The sequence below is a fragment of the Cupriavidus gilardii genome, assembly GCF_013347325.1.
Lineage (GTDB): Bacteria > Pseudomonadota > Gammaproteobacteria > Burkholderiales > Burkholderiaceae > Cupriavidus > Cupriavidus gilardii.
Map to the genome: position 1 here is coordinate 1,043,075 of NZ_CP054624.1, position 18,909 is coordinate 1,061,983.

General features: G+C 68.2%; 16 protein-coding genes. 8 read left to right on the forward strand and 8 right to left on the reverse strand.

All coding sequences use genetic code 11. The features are described from left to right. Positions 1–115: 115 nt before the first annotated feature. From FOB47_RS04915 to FOB47_RS04930, 5 genes are read left to right on the forward strand one after another with little or no spacing between them, the layout of a single operon-like run. On the forward strand, positions 116–2,317 hold the full coding sequence (locus tag FOB47_RS04915) for a TonB-dependent siderophore receptor (RefSeq protein WP_217488906.1): 2,202 nt from the start codon (positions 116–118) through the stop codon (positions 2,315–2,317). After that, positions 2,314–3,321 (forward strand): ABC transporter ATP-binding protein, encoded by a 1,008-nt coding sequence (locus FOB47_RS04920; RefSeq protein ID WP_174780144.1) that lies wholly within the window; start codon positions 2,314–2,316, stop codon positions 3,319–3,321. The genes FOB47_RS04915 and FOB47_RS04920 overlap by 4 nt, the downstream gene beginning before the upstream one ends. A 41-nt stretch (positions 3,322–3,362) precedes the next feature. Next, the gene (locus tag FOB47_RS04925) at positions 3,363–4,208 is read left to right on the forward strand and encodes a TroA family protein (RefSeq protein WP_217488907.1); all 846 of its coding nucleotides are present in this window, start codon (positions 3,363–3,365) and stop codon (positions 4,206–4,208) included. Further along, positions 4,205–4,612, forward strand: coding sequence for a hypothetical protein (locus FOB47_RS26005; protein ID WP_217488908.1), 408 nt, complete (start codon positions 4,205–4,207; stop codon positions 4,610–4,612). The genes FOB47_RS04925 and FOB47_RS26005 overlap by 4 nt, the downstream gene beginning before the upstream one ends. After that, a complete protein-coding gene (locus FOB47_RS04930) occupies positions 4,609–5,685 on the forward strand; it encodes a FecCD family ABC transporter permease (RefSeq protein ID WP_174780145.1) in 1,077 nt (358 codons plus the stop codon). Before FOB47_RS26005 ends, FOB47_RS04930 begins: the two co-directional genes overlap by 4 nt. 274 nt (positions 5,686–5,959) lie before the next feature. Here the strand turns inward: FOB47_RS04930 and FOB47_RS04935 are convergent, their stop codons facing one another. Both FOB47_RS04935 and FOB47_RS04940 read right to left on the reverse strand, forming a co-directional pair. After that, positions 5,960–7,162 (reverse strand): MFS transporter, encoded by a 1,203-nt coding sequence (locus FOB47_RS04935; RefSeq protein ID WP_174780146.1) that lies wholly within the window; start codon positions 7,160–7,162, stop codon positions 5,960–5,962. A 122-nt stretch (positions 7,163–7,284) separates the two neighbouring features. Continuing rightward, positions 7,285–8,205: a LysR family transcriptional regulator gene (locus FOB47_RS04940; RefSeq protein WP_174780147.1), complete on the reverse strand. Its 921-nt coding sequence runs from the start codon at positions 8,203–8,205 to the stop codon at positions 7,285–7,287. Between the two features lie 257 nt (positions 8,206–8,462). Between FOB47_RS04940 and FOB47_RS04945 the strand changes: the two genes are divergently transcribed. After that, positions 8,463–9,464, forward strand: coding sequence for a Bug family tripartite tricarboxylate transporter substrate binding protein (locus FOB47_RS04945; protein ID WP_174780148.1), 1,002 nt, complete (start codon positions 8,463–8,465; stop codon positions 9,462–9,464). A 142-nt stretch (positions 9,465–9,606) separates the two neighbouring features. Beyond that, the gene (locus FOB47_RS04950; protein WP_244959294.1) at positions 9,607–12,045 is read left to right on the forward strand and encodes an ATP-dependent DNA helicase; all 2,439 of its coding nucleotides are present in this window, start codon (positions 9,607–9,609) and stop codon (positions 12,043–12,045) included. Here the strand turns inward: FOB47_RS04950 and FOB47_RS04955 are convergent. The 4 genes from FOB47_RS04955 to FOB47_RS04970 are packed head-to-tail and all read right to left on the reverse strand — an operon-like array spanning position 11,993 to position 16,165. Further along, complete coding sequence (locus tag FOB47_RS04955) at positions 11,993–12,811, reverse strand: SDR family NAD(P)-dependent oxidoreductase (RefSeq protein ID WP_174780149.1); 819 nt, start codon at positions 12,809–12,811, stop codon at positions 11,993–11,995. The genes FOB47_RS04950 and FOB47_RS04955 overlap by 53 nt on opposite strands. Continuing rightward, complete coding sequence (locus tag FOB47_RS04960) at positions 12,808–13,593, reverse strand: citryl-CoA lyase (protein WP_174780150.1); 786 nt, start codon at positions 13,591–13,593, stop codon at positions 12,808–12,810. The genes FOB47_RS04955 and FOB47_RS04960 overlap by 4 nt, the downstream gene beginning before the upstream one ends. Continuing rightward, positions 13,590–15,155 (reverse strand): class I adenylate-forming enzyme family protein, encoded by a 1,566-nt coding sequence (locus tag FOB47_RS04965; RefSeq protein ID WP_174780151.1) that lies wholly within the window; start codon positions 15,153–15,155, stop codon positions 13,590–13,592. Before FOB47_RS04965 ends, FOB47_RS04960 begins: the two co-directional genes overlap by 4 nt. An 8-nt stretch (positions 15,156–15,163) precedes the next feature. Beyond that, entirely contained in the window at positions 15,164–16,165 is a 1,002-nt protein-coding gene (locus FOB47_RS04970; RefSeq protein ID WP_174780152.1) for a Bug family tripartite tricarboxylate transporter substrate binding protein, read from the reverse strand. Between the two features lie 98 nt (positions 16,166–16,263). Between FOB47_RS04970 and FOB47_RS04975 the strand changes: the two genes are divergently transcribed. Then, entirely contained in the window at positions 16,264–17,070 is an 807-nt protein-coding gene (locus tag FOB47_RS04975) for an IclR family transcriptional regulator (RefSeq protein ID WP_174780153.1), read from the forward strand. A gap of 29 nt (positions 17,071–17,099) precedes the next feature. Here FOB47_RS04975 and FOB47_RS04980 read toward each other — a convergent pair whose 3' ends face one another. Further along, positions 17,100–17,318 carry a hypothetical protein gene (locus FOB47_RS04980; protein WP_053824001.1) on the reverse strand — a complete coding sequence of 73 codons (219 nt, stop codon included), beginning with the start codon at positions 17,316–17,318 and terminating at the stop codon, positions 17,100–17,102. 79 nt (positions 17,319–17,397) lie between these two features. Further along, a complete protein-coding gene (locus tag FOB47_RS04985; RefSeq protein WP_174780154.1) occupies positions 17,398–18,828 on the reverse strand; it encodes an aldehyde dehydrogenase family protein in 1,431 nt (476 codons plus the stop codon). Positions 18,829–18,909: the final 81 nt, after the last annotated feature.

Genomic DNA, 18,909 nt, shown 5'->3' on the forward strand with positions numbered 1-18,909 from the left:
GCCAGCTGCCGTCGTGGCTGTGCTCGCGGCGCGGGGGCGCCCGCGAACACGCGCTGCCTGAACCGGTGCGATTGACTTCTAATGATAATGAAATATCATTATCGACTTTATCGGCATGATTGATCTCGGCCATCTCGCCGATCCCACCGACCCGGACCTGCTCACCTTGCGCTCGACCATGCGAAGACGATCCCATACGAACCGATGGCAGCAGCGCGCCACGATGGCGCTGCTTGCCGCGGTGCCCGGCATCTGCACGGCGCAGGAAGGCGAGGCCCGCGCGATGACCGAGCTCGAAGCGGTGACCGTCACCGGCACGCGCGAGCGGGCCTATCGCGCGGTGGTCGCGCCCACCGCCAACAAGAGCGATACCGCGCTGAAGGAAACGCCGTTTTCGATCCAGACGGTGACGCGCGAACTGATCGAGGACCGCGGCGTGTTCACGCTCGGCGAGGCGATTCGCACCGTTCCCGGTGTGACCGCCCAGGTCGGCTGGGGCGGCAGCAACGACCGCTTCCGGCTGCGCGGCTTCGCCACCTCTGCCAACCTGAAGAACGGTTTTCGCCGCAGCGTCTTCGCTGCGCTCGACGAGATGGCCAACATCGAGCAGATCGAAGTGCTGAAGGGCCCGGCGTCGGCGCTCTATGGCCGTTTCGAGCCCGGCGGCGTGGTCAACATCGTGACCCGCAAGCCGCTGGACAAGCCGCAGCACAGCGTGGAATTGACCGGCGGCAGCCACGACTTCCGGCGCGCGACGGTGGACAGCACCGGTCCGATCAGCGATACGCTGAGCTACCGGATCACCGGCTCGTGGCAGGACAACCGCAGCTTTCGCGATTTCGTCGATGCACAGACGCTGTTCGTCTCGCCGGTGCTCCAGTGGAAGCTGGCGCCGCAGACGCGGCTGACCGCGGAATTCGAATTCGGCCGGCGGCGCGGCGCCTTTGATCGCGGTTTCGGCAACAGTCCGCTGTTCCTGAACGTACCGATCCACTACAACTATGGCGAGCGGGATGCGCTGCTGGACAATGACAGCGCGCTGGGTTCGCTGGTGCTCGATCATCGCTTCGACAATGGCTGGATGCTGCACGCCGGGGCGATGCGATCCTATGCGCGCACCGACGCGGTCTGGTACCCGTACGGTTTTCCTGCCATCAGCGGCGCCGACGGTCCCGACCCGCAGGTCAATCGCCGCAAGCAGCGCAATATCGACCGGCAGACCGATACCACGCTGATGGCCGAGGCCTCGCGCCGCTTCGACACCGGCGGCATCGGCCACCGCGTATTGATCGGTGCCGATTACAACTGGGACGAGTGGGACTTCAGCGCGCAGGCGAACCTCGGACCCGGCGGCTTTCCGGTGAACCTGCCGATCGATCTCCATCACCCGGTGCATGGTGCCAGCGCCGGAGCGCTGCTGCCGTACGACGGCTCCCGCTACGCCAGCCGCAATCTCGGCCTGTACGCCCAGGACGAGCTGCAGTTCGGGCCGCATTGGCGCCTGCTGCTCGGACTGCGCTACGACCGCGCGCGGACCAGTGCACGCGCCCAGTACCTGCAGGCCGCCGGCACGCTGATCCGGCATGACGATGCGCTGTCGCCGCGGGTGGGGCTGACGTGGACGCCGGCCGAGCCGGTGTCCCTGTACGCCAGCTGGGCACGATCCTTCCTGACCGAGCCGTCCGGCGGCATGCTGCGCGCCGGCACGCTGCCGGCGCCGTCGCGGGGCAAGCAGACCGAGGTCGGTGCCAAGTTCAGCCTGCTGGACGGGCGGCTGGAGCCGACCGTCGCGCTGTTCGACATCCGCCGCAGCAACGGCGTGGTATCCGATCCGGACGACTTCAACTATGTGATCCAGGTCGGCGAACAGCGCAGCCGCGGCTGGGAGATCGACGTGCCTTTCAGCATCACGCCACGCTGGCGCGTGCTGGCGAGCTACACGCAGTACAAGGCGGAGATCGCGGCCGACAGCAATCCCGCGCTGGTCGGCAAGCTGCTGGCCAATGCGCCGCGCCGCACCGCCAGCATCTGGACCACCTACGATTTCGCCGGTGCCGCGTCCGGGCTCAGTGTCGGCATCGGTGCGACCTATGTCGGCGAACGGCAGGCCAATACCGAGAACACCTTCGCGCTGCCTTCCTACACGCGCTGGGATGCCAATATCGCGTACCGCTTCGGCAAGGCCCGGCGCTACAAGGTGCAGCTGACGGTGCAGAACCTCGGCGATCGCCGCTACTACGATTCCGGCGGCGCTTTCGTGCCGACCTATCCGGGAGCGCCGCGCACCGTGTTCGCCAGCTTCGGAGCGACGCTGTGACGGTGCTGGCGACCACGGGCCTGTTCGCCGGCCATGGCGGCCGCCCGCTGTTGGGGCCGCTCGACCTGGCCATCCCGAGCGGGCGGTTCGTCTGCCTGCTGGGCGCCAACGGCGCCGGCAAGTCGACGCTGATCCGCACACTGTGCGCGATGCAGGCGCCCGTGGCAGGGCAGGTGCATCTCGATGGCGAGCCGATCCATGCAATGTCCTCCGCGCAACGCGCGCGGCGTCTTGCGGTAGTGCTGACCGAGCGGGTCGACGGCACGCTGATGCGCGGCTACGAATTGGCCAGCATGGGGCGCTATCCCTATCTCGGGTGGGCGGGCCGGCTCAGTGCGGACGACCACCGGATCGTGCACCAGGCGCTGAGCAGCGCCGGCGCGCTGTCGCTGGCGGATCGGCTGGTTGCCGAACTGTCCGATGGCGAGCGGCAGAAGATCATGATTGCGCGCGCGCTGGCGCAGCAGCCGCGCCTGCTGGTGCTCGACGAAGCGACGGCCTTTCTCGACCTGCCGCGCCGCGTCGGCACGATGCAGCTGCTGCTGGATCTCGCCCACCGGAATGGCCTGGCGGTGCTGCTGTCCACGCACGACCTCGAGCTGGCGCTGCGCTATGCCGACGAGCTGTGGCTGATCGACGGCCAGCGCAGCATGCATGTCGGCGCGCCGGAGGACCTGGCCATCGACGGCGTGCTGGGAACGAGCTTCGCCGCCGACGGGCTGACCTTCGATCTCGAGCGCGCGGAGCTGCGCGTGGGACCGGCAGGGAGAAGCGCGATCCGGGTCGAAGGCGGCGGGCTGCGCGCCAGCTGGGCCGCACGCGCGCTCGAGCGGGGAGGGTTTGTCCACGATCCCGCCGCCGCGCTGACGCTGCGCGCCGATGCGAGCGGATATACCGTCGTCGGCAGCGATGGGGTGGCGACGTGCCATTCGACGCTCGGCGCGCTGGTCGACGCGTTGCGGTCGGCGTCGAACGGCACCGCGATCGCGCAGGGGCGGCCGTGAGCCGGTGCCGGCCCACGCTCGCGCCGGCGATTGCAGCGGCAATGGCGCTCGCCGTGCTGCTGTGCGGCTGCACCCGGATCGACGCGCCGCCGCGCGCGACGTGGCCGAAGCAGGTCGTCGGCGCTGCCGGGCCCATCGCCAATCTCGATGCCGCCTGCGTCGCCGACTATCGTCCCGGGGTCGATTACTTCCCGCACAAGACGACGTTCTCCCACGCGTCGCAGCTCGAGGTCGAGTACGGCCCGCATTACAAGCGCGTTCGTTTCACGCCGAGCGTGGGCACCGGCGAACGGCTCGAATATCTGCTGGTCCAGTGCGGTACGCCGGTCCCCCCGCATCGCGGCGAGGTGCCGGTGATCATGGTGCCGATCCAGCGCCTGGTGACCGGCAACGCGGCCATGCTCGGCGCGCTGGACGAGCTGGGCCTGGTGGACCGTCTGTACGGCACGGAGAACGTGCGCAGCGTGACGGTGCCATCGGTGCGGGCCCGGATCGCGCAGGGCCAGGTCCACGACATGTGGGGCTATGGCCATGCGTCGATCGAACAGGCGATGTCGGTGCAGGCCGATGTCTACCTGAGTTTCTATTCGGCCTATCCGCAGGGCAATATGCATCCCCGCCTGTGGGAGCTGGGTGTGCGTGCGATCGCGCAGGCGGACCATCACGAGCCCCATCCGCTCGGGCGTGCGGAATGGCTCAAGCTGCTGGCGCTGCTGTCCAACCGCGAGCAGCGCGCCGACGCGCAGTTCGCGTCGATAGAGACGGCATACCGGCGCCTGGCCGGGTTGGCGGCCGGCGCACCGAATCGCCCCGCGGTGATGTCCGGCTTTGCCGCGGGACGCCAGAGCTTCGAGACGTTGGCGCGGACAACCAGCGCGCGCGCTTGATCGCCGATGCCGGGGGACGCTATGTGCTGGACGGTGGCGGCCCCGGCAGCCTGGTTTATCTGCCGTTCGAGCGCGTCTATGCACGCGGCGCCGATGCGCCAGTCTGGCTTGGCACGGTGGGAGGACGGGCCGATATCGAGGCGTGGATCGCCGCCAGTCCGCTGCATGGACGCTTTGCCGCGGCTGCCGGCCGCAACGTCCACGCATGGGATCGCGGCTATACCGGCGCCTGGGCGTACCCGTATCAGGACCAAAGCATGACGCGGCCGCATGTCCAGCTCGCCGAGGCGATCGCCGCGCTGCATCCCGAACTGGCGTCGGAAGCGGCAGAGATCCTCGCCGCCTCGCGAAAGGACACGCCGGCTTCCGGCCTCACCTCTCCATTTTTGCGGAAACTACCGTGACGACCCTGACTTCCGCCGCGGCTTCGCTGCCGCGCGTTTCCACCCGGCGCGGCCCGCTGATCTTCGCCGGCCTGGTGCTCGCCACGCTGGTGTTGCTGGTGACCGAGCTCACGCTGGGCGCGGTGGCCGTGCCGCTGCCCGCCGTGCTGCAGGCATTGACTGCGCAGCCGGTGGAGGCCGAGGTCTGGCGCGATATCGTGCTGGGCTTTCGGCTGCCCCGGGCCATCAATGCGATGGTCAGCGGGGCCGCGCTCGGTGTGTCCGGCCTGCTGTTGCAGACGCTGTTCCGCAATCCGCTCGCCGATCCCTTCGTGCTGGGCATCGTGCACGGGGCGCGGCTCGGCACGGCGCTGCTGGTCACCATCGCAGGCGTCGCGGGCAATGCGTTCCTGCTGCGCTACGGACTGGTCGGCGACCTCGGCATGGCGGCGGCATCGATTGCCGGTTCCACCGCCGTGCTGGCCCTGCTTGCGGTGCTGTCGCGCCGGGTCGGCACGGTGACGCTGCTGATCACCGGCCTGATGCTCGGCTATCTGGCGGTCGGCCTGATCAGCGCCTCGATGCACTTTATCGACGAAACGCAGGCGCGCGCGTTCAAGGCCTGGGACGACGCCAGCTTCGCCGGTGCCACGCGCCGGCAGCTGGAGCTGCTGGTCCCCGGCGTGGCGCTTGGCCTGTTCGGCAGCGTGCTGCTCGTCAAGCCGCTCAACGGCCTGCTGCTCGGCGAGCGCTATGCCGAGTCGATGGGGATTCCGGTGGCGCGCGTCAAGCGCGCCGCGTTGCTGGCCACGGCATGGCTGACCGGGCTGGTGACGGCATTCTGCGGGCCGGTGGCTTTCCTTGGACTGGTCTCCGCGCAGGTGGCGCGCGCGCTGTGGCGCTGCGCCGACCATCGCGTGCTGCTGCCGGGCGCGGCGCTGGTCGGCGCGGTGCTCGGCCTTGCCGCCGACCTGGTGGTGCATCTGCCCTGGAGCCGGCATGTGTTCCACCTGAATGCGGTGATCGGCCTGGTCGGCGCGCCAGTGGCGCTCGCCATGCTGTACCGGACCAAGGCCCTGCATCGGGCCGAATGAGATTCCCCGGTAGGCAGTCCACATCGAGGAAGTGCAATTAACCGCCAGGATTCGAACCAAACCTTCAAAGCCGGCCTGCACCAGGCAGGGGTTTGTCCGGGGAATCGGCGGCGCCAGGCAGATCGACGATCTGCTGGCATAAAGGGGTATTTCGGCGCCTATCTGCGCGATCCGGACGGCAACAAGGTCCAGGTGGTTCATCGGGGCGACCTGCCCACGATTTCTGGCTGACAGGCAGGCGCGGCCGATCCGATGCGCGGGGCAGGCGCCGCGCTCACCGCCGCATGCCCGCAACCGACACGAACGCCACCAGCGCGGTGGCGGCCAGGCCGCTGCCCGTCATCACGATGCCTCGCCATCCGGCCTGGGCGTAGACCAAGCTGGCCACCGCCGAGCCGGCCGCACCGCCGATGAAGATGGCGGTCATGTACAGCGCATTCAGGCGAGCGCGGCTGGCGGCATCGAGCGCATAGATCGCGCGCTGGCCCAGCACCATGTTCATCTGCACGGCGAAGTCGAGCACGATGCCTGTGGCGGCGAGAGCGTAGACGCCGTACGGGCCGGAGGCCAATCCCGGCACGAAGCTCAGCGCGGCGAGCGCCATCGCGGCGAGGGATGCGATACGGGTATGCCCCGCATCGGCAAGGCGTCCGGCAACCGGCGCCGCGACGGCGCCCAGCGCACCGACCAGCGCGAAGACGCCGATCTGCGCTTGCGACAGGCCGTGGCGGCCGGCCAGTTCGAGCGGTACGGCGGTCCAGAACAGGCTGAAGGCGGCGAACAACAGACCCTGATACAACGCACGCTGACGCAGCAGCGGGAAGCGCATCAGCAGGTGCCACAGCGACGCCAGCAGTTCAAGATAGCGCGCACGGTGTTCCGGCACGCGGCGCGGCAGCGTCAGCGCGATGATGGCCACGGTGGCCAGCGTCATCGCCGCCGCCGCGACAAAGACGGCGCGCCATCCCAGTGCCTCCGCCAGCAGGCTCGACAGCGGCCGTGCCAGCAGGATGCCCGACAGCAGGCCCCCCATGATGGTGCCGACGGTGCGGCCGCGCGTGGCCTCCGGCGCCAGATGCGCGGCCAGCGGAATCAGGATCTGCACGCTGACGGAGCTCAGCCCGAGCAGCAGCGATACCAGCAGGAAAGGACCGGGCTGCGTCGACAGCGCCGCGGCCACGAGGCTCGCCGTGGCCGCCGTGCCGCTGAGCAGCAGCAGCCGGCGGTTTTCGTAGAGGTCGGCCAGCGGCACCAGGAAGAACAGGCCAACTGCATAGCCGATCTGTGTCAGCGACACGATCAGGCTGGCATGGCTGGGGGACAGGCCGATCTGTGGGCCGATCAGTTCGATCAACGGTTGCGCGTAATACAGGTTGGCTACGAGCACACCGGCGCAAAGCGAGAACAGTGCGACCAGCGTGGCCGGCATCGCCGGCGCGTGGGAGGCCGATGGGGCGAGAGCGGGAGAAGAGGGCATGTTGAGGGCCTCGGACTTGTCGGTTGGAATGCCCGAAGCTTAGGGGGACGGGGCATTGCGGTGAATCCCATGCCGGCGCAAATCAGCGTTGCGCCGCGGGCAATGCGCTGCGTGCAGGGCCATCAAGGACGGCCCTGCGCCAGGGCCGGCAGCCCCTGCAGAAACGCGAGAAAGGCGGCGATACGGCGGGAGCCTCGCTGGTTCGGCAGGTACAGCGCCGAAACGCCGCTGCTCACCTGATCCGGATTGACGGTCCAATCGTCGAACAGGCGTTGCAGTCGTCCGCAAGCGATATCGCCATCGGTGATCCAGTCCGGCAGCAGACCGATGCCGGCCCCGGCCAACACAAGTTCGTGCAGCACATCGATGTTGTTGCTGCGGAAATGCCCGTGGACCGGCACGATTTGCCGTTGTCCGTCCCGCTCGAACGTCCAGACCTGGTCGCGCGCACCGTGGCCGAAACGGAAGCGCAGGCACGCATGGCCGACCAGATCATCGGGAAGCGACGGCGCGCCATGCCGCTGCAGGTAGGCGGGGCTCGCGACCACATGCCGGCGGAACATGCCGATCTGTCGTGCGATGACATTGTCGTACGACGGGGCATTGCCGATGCGCACCGACAGGTCGAAGCGGTCGCCGAGCAGATCGACGATGTCGTCGGTCAGCGTCACCTCCAGGTCCAGCTGCGGGTACCGCTCGAGCAGCGTGCCCAGATGTGGGGCGATGCAGCGGCGGCCGAAGGCAACCGGGAGAGACACGCGCAACTGGCCGACCGGTACGTCGCCGCGGTCGGCGATCAGCGCATCGGCTTCCTCGACCGCCTCGAGAATCCGGCGCGCCTGCTGATAGTACGCGGCGCCCGCTTCGGTGACGGTGACCTGGCGCGTCGAGCGATTCAGCAGCACCGCGCCGAGCGATTGCTCGAGGCCGTCCAGCGCGCGCGTCACCGACGAGGTCGCCAGATCCAGCCGTCGCGCCGCGGCCGAAAAGCCTTTGGCGTCGACGGTCTCGACGAACATCTTCAGCGCAAGCAGTTTGTCCATTGCGGTTCAGCGTCCGGCGTTGCCGGTGTGGGAAAGGTCGGGTTCATCGCCGGCATGATACGTGCAACGCGAGGCAGCACGACGGCTTCATCGAGACCTGATCGAGACCTGATCGAGACCTGATCGAGACCTGATCGAGACCTGATCGAGACCGCGCGCGGTGCGGATTGGATAAGATGGCGCCGGCCGGTTCCCGCCGGCATTGCCTGAGCACCATAACAACGATCGCCAATCACAACACGAAAGGAGACCGCCTCATGACGCCTCGCGTCCGCCATCTTCCCCGCCGCACCGTTCTCGGTATCGCGCTCGCCGGCCTGGCAAGCGCAATCGTTGGGCTGCCGACGCCAGCCAGCGCCGCCGAATATCCGACCAAGCCCATCCGCTTCATCGTGCCCTACGCCGCCGGCGGCACCACCGACCTGGTCGCGCGCACCGTCGGCCAACGCGTCGCCGAAAAGCTCGGCCAGCCCGTGGTGATCGAGAACCGGCCGGGCGCCGGTGGCAATATCGGCATGGAGGCCGTGGCCAAGGCGGCGCCGGACGGCTATACGATCGGCTTCGGCGCGATCTCCACCAATGCGCTGAACCCGCATATCTACAAGGCGATGCCGTTCGATCCGCGCCGCGACTTCACCGCGGTCAGTTTGCTGGGCACGTCGACCATCGTGCTGGAGGTGGGCGATCAGCTGCCGGTCAAGACCGTGGCCGAACTGGTGGCGTACGCCAGGCGCAATCCCGGCCTGACGTATGCGACAGCGGGCACCGGCACGTCGATGCATCTGGCCGCCGCGATGTTTGCGCAGATGACGGGCACCAGCCTGACCCACGTCCCGTACAAGGGCAGCAGCCCGGCGATCAACGACATGCTGGGCGGGCATATCCCCGTGATGTTCGACAACCTGCCGGCCTCGTTGCCGCATATCCAGGCGGGCAAGCTGCGCGCGCTGGCGGTGGCGGGCAGCACGCGCTCCCCGGCATTGCCCAATGTGCCGACGCTGGCGGAGGCGGGATTGGCCGGCTATTCGGTCGAGCCATGGTTCGGCGTGTACGGGCCCGCCGCCATGCCGGCCGATATCGTGCAGAAGCTCAATGCCGCGTTTGTCGAAGCGCTGGGCAGTGCCGCGGTGCGCGACAAGCTGGTGCAGGCCGGCTTCAATCCGAAGTCGTCGAGCGCCGCGGAATTGCAATCGCTGACGCAGGCGGAGTACGAGAAATTCGGCAAGGTGGCGCGCAGCGCGAATATCACGGTGGATTGAATCGCGTTTTTCCGTTGTGTCCCCTCGTCCCCGCCTTTGCGGGGACGACGGGAATGGGACATCGACACGCTGGTCACGCACCTGTATATTTATACAGTCCACTTCGTCCCCCACGAAATGGCGCGATTCCCAGCCGTTATCGATGTCCGCCACTGCCAGCCCGTCCGATTTCGCCGCCACCGTCCAGGACCAGCCATCCGCCTCGCCACGCGAGCAAGGCGAGCCTGCGCCGGCTGCCGACAGCGAACCGCGCTACATCGTCGCAGTCCGCACGCTGTGCGATTTCACCGCCCGTGCCGGCGACCTGGACCTGCGCTTCACGCCTTCTCCGACCGCGCTCGAAGGCATGGCCGGCCATGCCACCGTGACCTCCCGCCGTCCCGCCGGCTATCGGACCGAAATTTCCCTGAGCGCGGACTTCGGTCCGCTGCGCGTGCGCGGCCGTGCCGACGGCTACGACCCCGACCGGCGGCGGCTCGAGGAAATCAAGACCGTTCGCGGCGATGCCGCCGAGGTGCCGGCCCATCATCGGCATCTGCATTGGGCGCAAGCCAAGGTCTACGGTTGGCTGATGTGCCAGCGGGAGGCGCTGGACGACATCGAAATCGCGGTGGTCTATTTCGATATCGTCAGCGGCCGCGAGCTTGCCGAGACGCAGCGATTTACGGCACAGACGCTGCGCGAATGCTTCGAGGCGCAATGCCGTGCCTTTATCGGCTGGGCCGAGCAGGAGCTGGCGCATCGCGCCGGGCGCGACCTGTCGCTGGACTCGCTGGCCTTTCCGCATGCCGGGTTTCGTGCCGGCCAGCGCGAACTCGCCGAATCGGTCTATCGCGCCAATCTGTCGGGCCGCTGCCTGCTCGCGCAGGCGCCCACCGGCATCGGCAAGACCGTCGGCACGATCTTTCCCGCGCTGAAGGCGATGCCGAAGCAGAAGATCGACAAGCTGTTCGTGTTGTCGGCCCGCTCGACCGGCCGGGCGCTGGCGTTGGAGGCCACACGCGGACTGGCCGCGCAGCGGGATGCGATGCCGCTGCGCGTGCTGGAGATGGTCGCGCGCGACAAGGCCTGCGAATATCCGGGCCGCGCCTGTCACGGCGAAGCCTGTCCGCTGGCGCGCGGCTTCCATGACCGTCTGCCGGCGGCGCGCGCGCAGGCGGCCGGACGGACGATGCTGGACCGCGCTCAAGTTCGCGAGATCGCGCTGGCACACGACATCTGCCCGTACTACCTGAGCCAGGAAATGGCGCGCTGGAGCGATGTGGTGGTGGCCGACTACAACTACTACTTCGACCGCACCGCGTTGCTGCATGCCTTCGCGCTGCACGACGGCTGGCGCGTCAGCGTGCTGGTCGACGAGGCCCATCAATTGCCGGAGCGGGCGCGCGACATGTACAGCGCCGCGCTCGACCAGGCCGCGTTCCGCGCGCTGCGGCGTCAGGCGCCTGCGGATCTGCGCCGCGCGTTCGATTGCGTCGGCCGTCAATGGAACGCGGTGGTGAAGAACCTGGCCGGCGACTATCGGGCCGAGGCGAAAGTCCCCGCGCCGTTGCTCGATGCCTTCGAAGGGCTGTGCGCAGCGTTGCTGGAACGGTTCACGGAGCGGCCCACCGAACAGGACCCGGCGCTGCAGCGCTTCTATTTCGATGTGCTGCAATTCTGCCGGCTGGCCGAACAGATCGGTCCGCATTCCGTGTTCGACATGACGCGGATGCCGGCGCGCGGCGCGCACGCCAATGTCCGTCTCGGGGTACGCAACCTGGTGCCGGCGCACTTTCTGCGGCCGCGGCTGGCGGCGGCGCATTCCGTGTCGCTGTTCTCGGCCACGTTGGCGCCGGCCTCCTACTATGCCGATATGCTGGGCCTGCCCGAGCGGTGGGTCTGGCACGAGGTGCCGTCGCCATTCCGGCCGGACCAGTTGCGCGTTCGGGTCGCATCGCATATCTCGACCCGCTTCGCGCATCGCCGGCGCTCGCTGCCGGACATCGTCGAGCTGATCGCCGCGCAGTATCGCGATAGCCCCGGCAACTATCTCGCCTTCTTCAGCAGCCACGACTACCTCGGCGAGGCGTTGGCGCTGTTTACGCAGCGGCACGCCGATATCCCGAGCTGGTCGCAGGCGCGCGGCATGGGAGAAGGAGAGCAGGCCGACTTCCTGGCTGCCTTCCGTCCGGGCGGCCGCGGCGTGGGCTTTGCCGTACTGGGCGGCCCGTTCGCCGAGGGCGTCGATCTTCCCGGCGACCGCCTGATCGGCGCATTCGTCGCCACGCTGGGACTGCCGCAGTTCAATCCGGTCAACGAGCAGCTGCGCAGCCGGCTGGAGGACGCGTTCGGCGATGGCTATGCCTACGCCTATCTGTACCCAGGCCTGCGCAAGGTCGTGCAGGCGGCGGGAAGGGTCATCCGCACCAGCGAGGACCGCGGCGTGGTGTATCTGATCGACGACCGCTTCGCGCAGCCGTCGGTGCGGGAGTTGTTGCCAAGCTGGTGGCGGGTAGAACGGGCCCCGGCTAGCGTACCGGAGCAAGCTACACGTACTTCCCCGTCAGTCCGCCATCCACCACCAGTTCCGTCCCGGTGACATACGCGGCCGCATCCGAAGCCAAAAACGCGCAGGCGTAGGCCACGTCCCAGGCCGTTCCCATCCGCTGCACTGGTACCTGCCTTGCCCGCGCCGCGCGCGCTTCATCGAGGTCGTTGTCGGAGAACATCTTCGCCACGGTATGCGCGATCCGCGGCGTATCGATCAGGCCCGGCACCACCGTGTTGGCGCGGATGCCATGCGACGCGTATTGCTGGGCCAGCATGCGGGTGAACTGGATCACCGCCGCCTTGGTGACGCAGTATGACAGGTGCGGATAGCCGAGATAGCGCAGCCCCGCGACCGACGAAATGGTGACGATGGCGCCGCGGCCGCGCGCGACCATCTCGGGCAACACCTGTTGCGACGCGAGCAGCAGGCTGCGAACGTTGACGTTGTGCGCCTGGTCGAAGTCGGCGACCGCGGTGTCGAGGGGCCCGCCCGGCTTGCCGATGCCGACGTTGTGATGCAGCACGTCGATCGCCCCAAAGCGCGCACGCGCCTCGGCGAACAGGCGCTCGACCTCCGGCTCGATGGCGACGTCCCCGATGAACGTCTCCGCTGTGCCGCCTTCCGCGCGGATCAGCGCCGTGGTCTCTTCGGCGGACGCGGCATCGCGATCGACCACGCAGACGCGGGCGCCGAGACGCGCATAGGTCAGGCTGGCGGCGCGGCCGATGCTCCAGCCGGGGCCGGCCGATCCCGCGCCGGCGACGAATACGGTACGGTCCGCAAGGCTCAGCGGGAGCGCGGGGGTGGGCGTCACGATGCCTCTCCCGTCGGCGCGTTGCCGACATAGGGAATCGCGTGCTCGACGGTGTCCCAGATATAGCGTCCGGAAGGACTTTGCTGTTCCTCGACGATATGGGCGACCAGCCCGGCCGCGCGCGAGATCACGGCGAAGCCGCGCATCACCGCGGTCGGTACGCCGATCTCGCCGAGCAGCGCCGCCACCGCACCGGTGGCGTTGATCGTGATCGGCCGGCCGGCCGCTTCGTCGACCGCCGCGGACAACTGCTTCAGCGCGCGAATCCGCTCGCCGCCCAATTCCGGCTCTGCCTCGGCCAATTCGAGCAGCTTGTACGCGCGTGGATCGACCGGCTTGTGCAGATGGTGGCCAAAGCCGGGCACCGGGCTCCTCGTTTCCTTGTAGTGGCGCGCGATGGCGCGCGCTTCAGCCTGCGGGTCGCCTGCGGCGAGCAGCCGATCGAGCAGTTGCGAACAATTCTCCATGGTGCCGACGAAGGAGCTGCCCACGGCCAGCAGCCCGGCGGAAACGGCCCCCTGCAGGTTCTCCGGCGCGCTCATGTAGATCAGCCGCGTCGCGATGGCGCTCGGGGTCAGGCCGTGTTCCATCAGCACGATCAGCACGACATCGGTGATCCGCATATCGACGGGCCGCGGCGTGCGGCCGAAAATCTGCATCAGCATGACTTCGGTGAAGGTCTTCTTGCCCATCAGGTCATTGACCAGATCGGCATCGCGGTAGTGCAGGCTCGTCAGCGTATGCGTGCAAAGGCGGGTTACGGGCTTGGTGGTGGCGGTCATGGCTGCTCTCCCTCTTGTATGGGCGATATGGACGGGGTGGCCGACGCATCGGCGAGCGCCCGTTCGCGTACGGCGTTCTTCAGTACCTTGCCGACACTGGAGCGCGGCAGGCTGTCGTGGAAGTGGATGCGCTTGGGCGTGGGCACGGGTCCCAGGCGTTCGCGCACGAAGGCGACCAGCTCCGCTTCGCTCGGTGGCGGGCATCCTTCGCGCAATTGCACCGCGGCGTGCACCGCCTCGCCCCATTTGTCGTCGGGCACACCGAACACCGCGCATTCATGGACGGCGGGATGCTGTCCCAACGCGTTCTCGACATCGATCGGATAGACGTTGAAGCCGCCGGTGATGACGACCTCGCGCAACCGGTCCTTCAGATACAGGTAGCCGCGCTCGTCGAACAGGCCGCGATCGCCGGTATGCAGCCAGCCGTCGACGATCGTCGCCGCGGTCAGGTCGGGGCGCCGCCAGTACCCGGTCATCACCAGGTCGCCGCGAGCCACGACCTCGCCGATCTGTCCCGGCGGCAACAGCGTGCCGTCCGGTGCCATGATGCCGACGTCGCTGAACCAGGTGATCCGTCCGACCGAGGCCAGATTGCGCTCGTCGTCGAAATCCTCGGGGCGCAGCACCGTCAGCAGCTGCGGCGCTTCCGTCTGTCCGTAAGTCGTGCCGACCACCGGGCCGAAGAACGCGCGCGCCTGGCGGATCTTCTCGACGGGCATCGGCGCGCCGCCATAGATCAGCCGGCGCAGCGCGCGGTAGTCGTCGCGGGACGTGCCTGGCAGCGCCATCAGCATGTAGATCAGCGTCGGCGGCATGAAGGACACCGTGCCGCGCCGGTCGCGAAACGCGGCGCGGACCGCCTCGGCACCGCTGCCGTCCAGGATCACGTGGCAGCCGCCTTGCGCGAGGATCGGCAGCACATAGGTCGAGGTGCCGTGCGTGATCGGGGCCGCCATCACGTAGCGATCGTCGGCATCGAAGCCCCACGCATGGATCTGGTTGACGATATTGGCCGTCCACGCGCGGTAGGGCTGCATCACGCCCTTTGGCGCGCCGGTGGTGCCGCCGGTGAACTTGATGGCCTGGGTGGCATCGCGATCGAGGTCGGGATAAAGATCGAGACGGGGCCGCGCCGCGTCGGCATGACGGGCGATGAGCGCCGGCAATGCGTCGCAGCCGTCCTCCGCGACGTCCGTGAAGATCCGCACGCCCGGCGCGCCGTCGAGCAGCGCGATGCAGCCGCTGTCCAGCACCAGAATGCTCGGCTCGGTCGCATCGACAATGCGGCGCAGCTCCGGTCGCGTGCTCTTCGGGTTCAGCGGCACCCAGACCTTGCCGCTGGCCAGCACCGCGAGCAGCGCAACCAGATGCACGGTGGAATTGCCGGCGCAGATGCCGACGCGGCTCTGCGGCGAGGCATCGAGCGCCAGCAGGCCGGCCGCCGCCGCGGCGACGCGCGCCGCCAATTCGCGATAGGTCAGGCAGCCGTCCGGCGCGTCGATGGCGATGTTGTCGGGCCAGCGCTCCGCGGCCCGCCAGAACAGATCGATCGGAAACATGGGGCTCCTCAGTTCACACGGGCGCCGGACTGCTTGACGACATCGTGCCAGCGCTTGATCTCGGACATCATGAAGATGCGCATCTGCTCCGGCGTGCCCGGTTGCGGATTGGCGGCGAGATCCTGCATGCGCTGGCGCACGTCGGGCGCGGCCAGCGCCTTGTTCAGCGCGGCGTTGAGCCGGTCCACCACGGGTTTCGGCGTACCGGCGGGCGCCGCGATCGCGAACCACGACTGCACGTCGAAACCGGGGTAGCCCGACTCGGCCACGGTCGGCACATCGGGCAGCAACGGAAGACGCTGCGGGCTGGTCACCGCGATGGCGCGCAAGCGGCCGGCCTTGACGTGCGGCATCGCGGACGGCGTGTTGTCGAACATCGATTGCACCTGCCCGCCCAGCAGGTCGGTGACCGCCGGCGCGCTGCCGCGATAGGGGACGTGCAGCATATTGATGCCGCTGCGCATCCGGAAGATTTCGCCGGACAGATGGATCGACGAGCCGCTGCCCGAGGAGGCGAACGTGATACCCGACGAAGATTCCTTCGCAAAGCGCAGGTAGTCGGCTACGTTCTTGACCGGCAGGCTCGGATTGACGACCAGCACGTTCGGAATCTTCGCGATCATGCCGACCGGCTCGAAGTCCTTGGCCGGGTCGTAGCCGAGCTTGTCGTAGAGCGAGGCATTGATCGTGTTGGCGATCGTATAGACGTACAGCGTGTAGCCATCGGGCTCGGCCTTGGCGACCACCTCGGCGCCGACATTGCTGTTGGCGCCGGCACGGTTCTCGACGACCACTGGCTTGCCAAGCTCGTCGCCGAGCTTCATGGCGACCAGGCGCGCCAGCACGTCGGTCGCGCCGCCCGCGGCATAGCCGACGACGAGCCGCAGCGGCTTGCTGGGCCAAGGCTGCTGGGCATGGACAGAAGGGGGAATTCCGCCAGCCAGCACGGCAAGCGAAAGGGCAAGGGCACAGCCGAACAGGCGCCGACGCGGCGCGTTCCGTACGTTCATGATGGGTGTCTCCTGGGTCGATAGCCTTGCCGGGGCGAGCCCTCTTGTGGTGTTGGGGCATACTGCGGACTGGTATCCCGGCACGGAAATTCTTCCCGATGACCTCTCGCCTTGCGAATCGAAACGTCCGGCAGGCGGACGTTTCAACGACCGCTCCGGAAGAGGGCGCGCGTGCGCTGCGGCGCGGCCTGACGCTGCTCGACGCGATTCTCGCGGGCGGCAGGGACAGCTTGCGCGTCGTCGATCTATGCAGGGCGGCGGGGCTCGAGCGCCCGACCGTCTATCGGCTGCTGGCGACGCTGATCGAATGCGGCTACGTCGCTCAGCGCGGCCGCTTTCGCTATGTCAGCGGGCCGAGGCTCGCGGCGATGCCGCAGCGCGACGGCTCGACCGAACTGGCGGAGAAGCTGCGGCCGGTGCTGGCGCGGGTCAGCGGAGCGTGCGGAGATGCGGCCTTCGCAATCGTGCGCGATGGTTCGCTGTCGCGCTGCATCGCGCGCCATGTCGGCACGCATCCGGTGCAGGTGCTGGTGATCCAGGTCGGTACGCGTCAGCCGCTCGGCGTTGGCGCGGCCGGGCTGGCGCTGCTGTCCGCGCTGCCGGATGAAGCGGTGGGGGAAATCATCGAAGGCAATGCCGACACGCTGGCTCAGTACGGCGGCATGACGCCCGAGCGGATGCGCATCCTGATTCGGGCCACGCGCGAACGCGGGTGGTCAGTGATCGGCAATCACGCCACGCGCGGCGCCCTCGCGGTCGGCATGGCCGTGCACAACCGCGACGGCGAACCGGTGGCCGGCATCAGCGTCGCCAGCACGCTGGCGCGGATGCCGCGCGATCGCCAGCAATTGATCGCGCGGTTGATGCGAGAGGCGGTGGGGGCGTTGCTGCCGAAGGGGCTATAGAAGGGTCACGAGGCGCTGTGGCTCGTCTGCTAAGCCAGCGCCGCGATAGCCATCCCGATGCCGACGAGGGCCAGCATACCGACGGCTGCCACCAGTTCGAACTCGTACCATGCCTCGCGCCGCATCGGGGAGACCGGATACCGGCCCAGCGTCACGATCTTCAGTACGAGCCAGCCCGGCCAGTAGAGGAAGAACTGGAACAGCGCATACATCGCGAAGCGCGCCACGACCCCGATGACAGATTCCATTCGCCATGCCCCGCTTGATGGTGGAATGGCAGCATTCTAAGCGGGGCAATCGGTGCGTCAAGCCGCGATCAAGCTGCGATCAAGCCGCGGTATAGGCCGTCTTCACCGTCGTATAGAACTCCTGCGCATACCGTCCCTGTTCGCGCGGACCGTAGCTCGATCCTTTGCGTCCACCGAACGGCACGTGGAAATCCACGCCGGCGGTTGGCGCATTGACCATCACCATGCCAGCCTGCGCGTGGCGCTTGAAATGCGTGGCCAGCTTCAGCGACGTGGTGCAGATGCCGGCGGACAGGCCGAACTCGGTATCGTTGGCGAGCGCCAGCGCTTGCTCGTAGTCGCGTGCCGCGATCACGGCGGCCACCGGCCCGAAGATCTCCTCCCGCGCGATCCGCATGTCGTTGCTGCAATCGACGAACAGTGCCGGGCTCAGGTAGAAGCCGTCCTTGCCGAGCGACAGCCGTTCTCCGCCGCATGCCAGTCGAGCGCCTTCGGCCTTGCCGATGGCGATATAGCGCTCGTCCTGTTCAAGCTGCCGCGCATCGACCACCGGGCCGATCTGCGTGCGCGCATCGCGGGCATCGCCGACTACCAGCGCCGCGGTCCGCTCGGCGAGCCGGGCAACGAAGCGGTCGTGGATGCCATGCGTGACGATGATGCGGCTCGACGCAGTGCAGCGCTGGCCGGTCGAATAGAACGAGCCTTGCAGCGCGACCTCGACCGCGAGTTCGAGGTCGGCATCGTCGGTGACCACCAGCGGATTCTTGCCGCCCATCTCCAGCTGGAATTTCGCCAGGCGCTGGCAGGCCTGCGCGGCGATGTTGCGTCCCGTGGCCACCGAGCCGGTGAAGCTGATCGCATCGATCTGCGGATGTTCGACCATCCGCTGGCCGACATCGCGTCCGCGGCCGAGCACCAGATTGAAGGCGCCGGCCGGCAGGCCCGAGCGGCTCAGGATCTCCGCCAGCGCCCAGCTCGAACCCGGCACCAGTTCCGCCGGCTTGAACACCACGCAATTGCCGTAGGCCAGCGCCGGGGCGATCTTCCACGCGGGAATCGCGATCGGAAAGTTCCACGGTGCGATCAACGCGACTACGCCGATCGGCTCGCGCGTGATTTCGACGCCGATGCCGGGGCGCACCGAGGGCAGCAGCTCGCCCGCGGTACGCAGCGCCTCGCCGGCGAAGAACTTGAAGATCTGGGCGGCACGCACCACCTCGCCGATCGCCTCGGGCAGCGTCTTGCCTTCCTCGCGCGCCAGCAGATCGCCCAGCTCGGCGCGGCGCTGCAGCAGCTCGTTGCCGACGAAATCGAGTACATCGAAGCGCTGCTGCGGCGTCGACAGCGACCACTTGCCGAAGGCCTGCCGCGCGGCGGCCACCGCCCGGTCGACGAGGGCGGCGTCGCCTTGCGCATAGTGGTCGATGATGTCCGACAGGTCGGACGGATTGACGTTGGCGGTGCTGTCGGGGCCGGCGACCCATTCGCCGGCGATGTAGTGCGATTTCACGGTGGCTTCCTTGTTCAACGGGTCGGCGCTGCGGCGTTGATGTCGGCCCCTTGCAGGGGGGCAAGCGGCTTGCGAAGACGC

Bases quoted from the DNA above. Each gene is read 5' to 3' on its own strand.
- FOB47_RS04960 (WP_174780150.1), bottom strand. From the start codon at position 13,593: ATGACCGCCACCACCAAGCCCGTAACCCGCCTTTGCACGCATACGCTG.
- FOB47_RS04975 (WP_174780153.1), top strand. From the start codon at position 16,264: ATGACCTCTCGCCTTGCGAATCGAAACGTCCGGCAGGCGGACGTTTCA.
- FOB47_RS04935 (WP_174780146.1), bottom strand. From the start codon at position 7,162: ATGCCCTCTTCTCCCGCTCTCGCCCCATCGGCCTCCCACGCGCCGGCG.
- FOB47_RS04970 (WP_174780152.1), bottom strand. From the start codon at position 16,165: ATGAACGTACGGAACGCGCCGCGTCGGCGCCTGTTCGGCTGTGCCCTT.
- FOB47_RS04925 (WP_217488907.1), top strand. From the start codon at position 3,363: ATGGCGCTCGCCGTGCTGCTGTGCGGCTGCACCCGGATCGACGCGCCG.
- FOB47_RS04965 (WP_174780151.1), bottom strand. From the start codon at position 15,155: ATGTTTCCGATCGATCTGTTCTGGCGGGCCGCGGAGCGCTGGCCCGAC.
- FOB47_RS04945 (WP_174780148.1), top strand. From the start codon at position 8,463: ATGACGCCTCGCGTCCGCCATCTTCCCCGCCGCACCGTTCTCGGTATC.
- FOB47_RS04940 (WP_174780147.1), bottom strand. From the start codon at position 8,205: ATGGACAAACTGCTTGCGCTGAAGATGTTCGTCGAGACCGTCGACGCC.
- FOB47_RS04915 (WP_217488906.1), top strand. From the start codon at position 116: ATGATTGATCTCGGCCATCTCGCCGATCCCACCGACCCGGACCTGCTC.
- FOB47_RS04950 (WP_244959294.1), top strand. From the start codon at position 9,607: ATGTCCGCCACTGCCAGCCCGTCCGATTTCGCCGCCACCGTCCAGGAC.
- FOB47_RS04980 (WP_053824001.1), bottom strand. From the start codon at position 17,318: ATGGAATCTGTCATCGGGGTCGTGGCGCGCTTCGCGATGTATGCGCTG.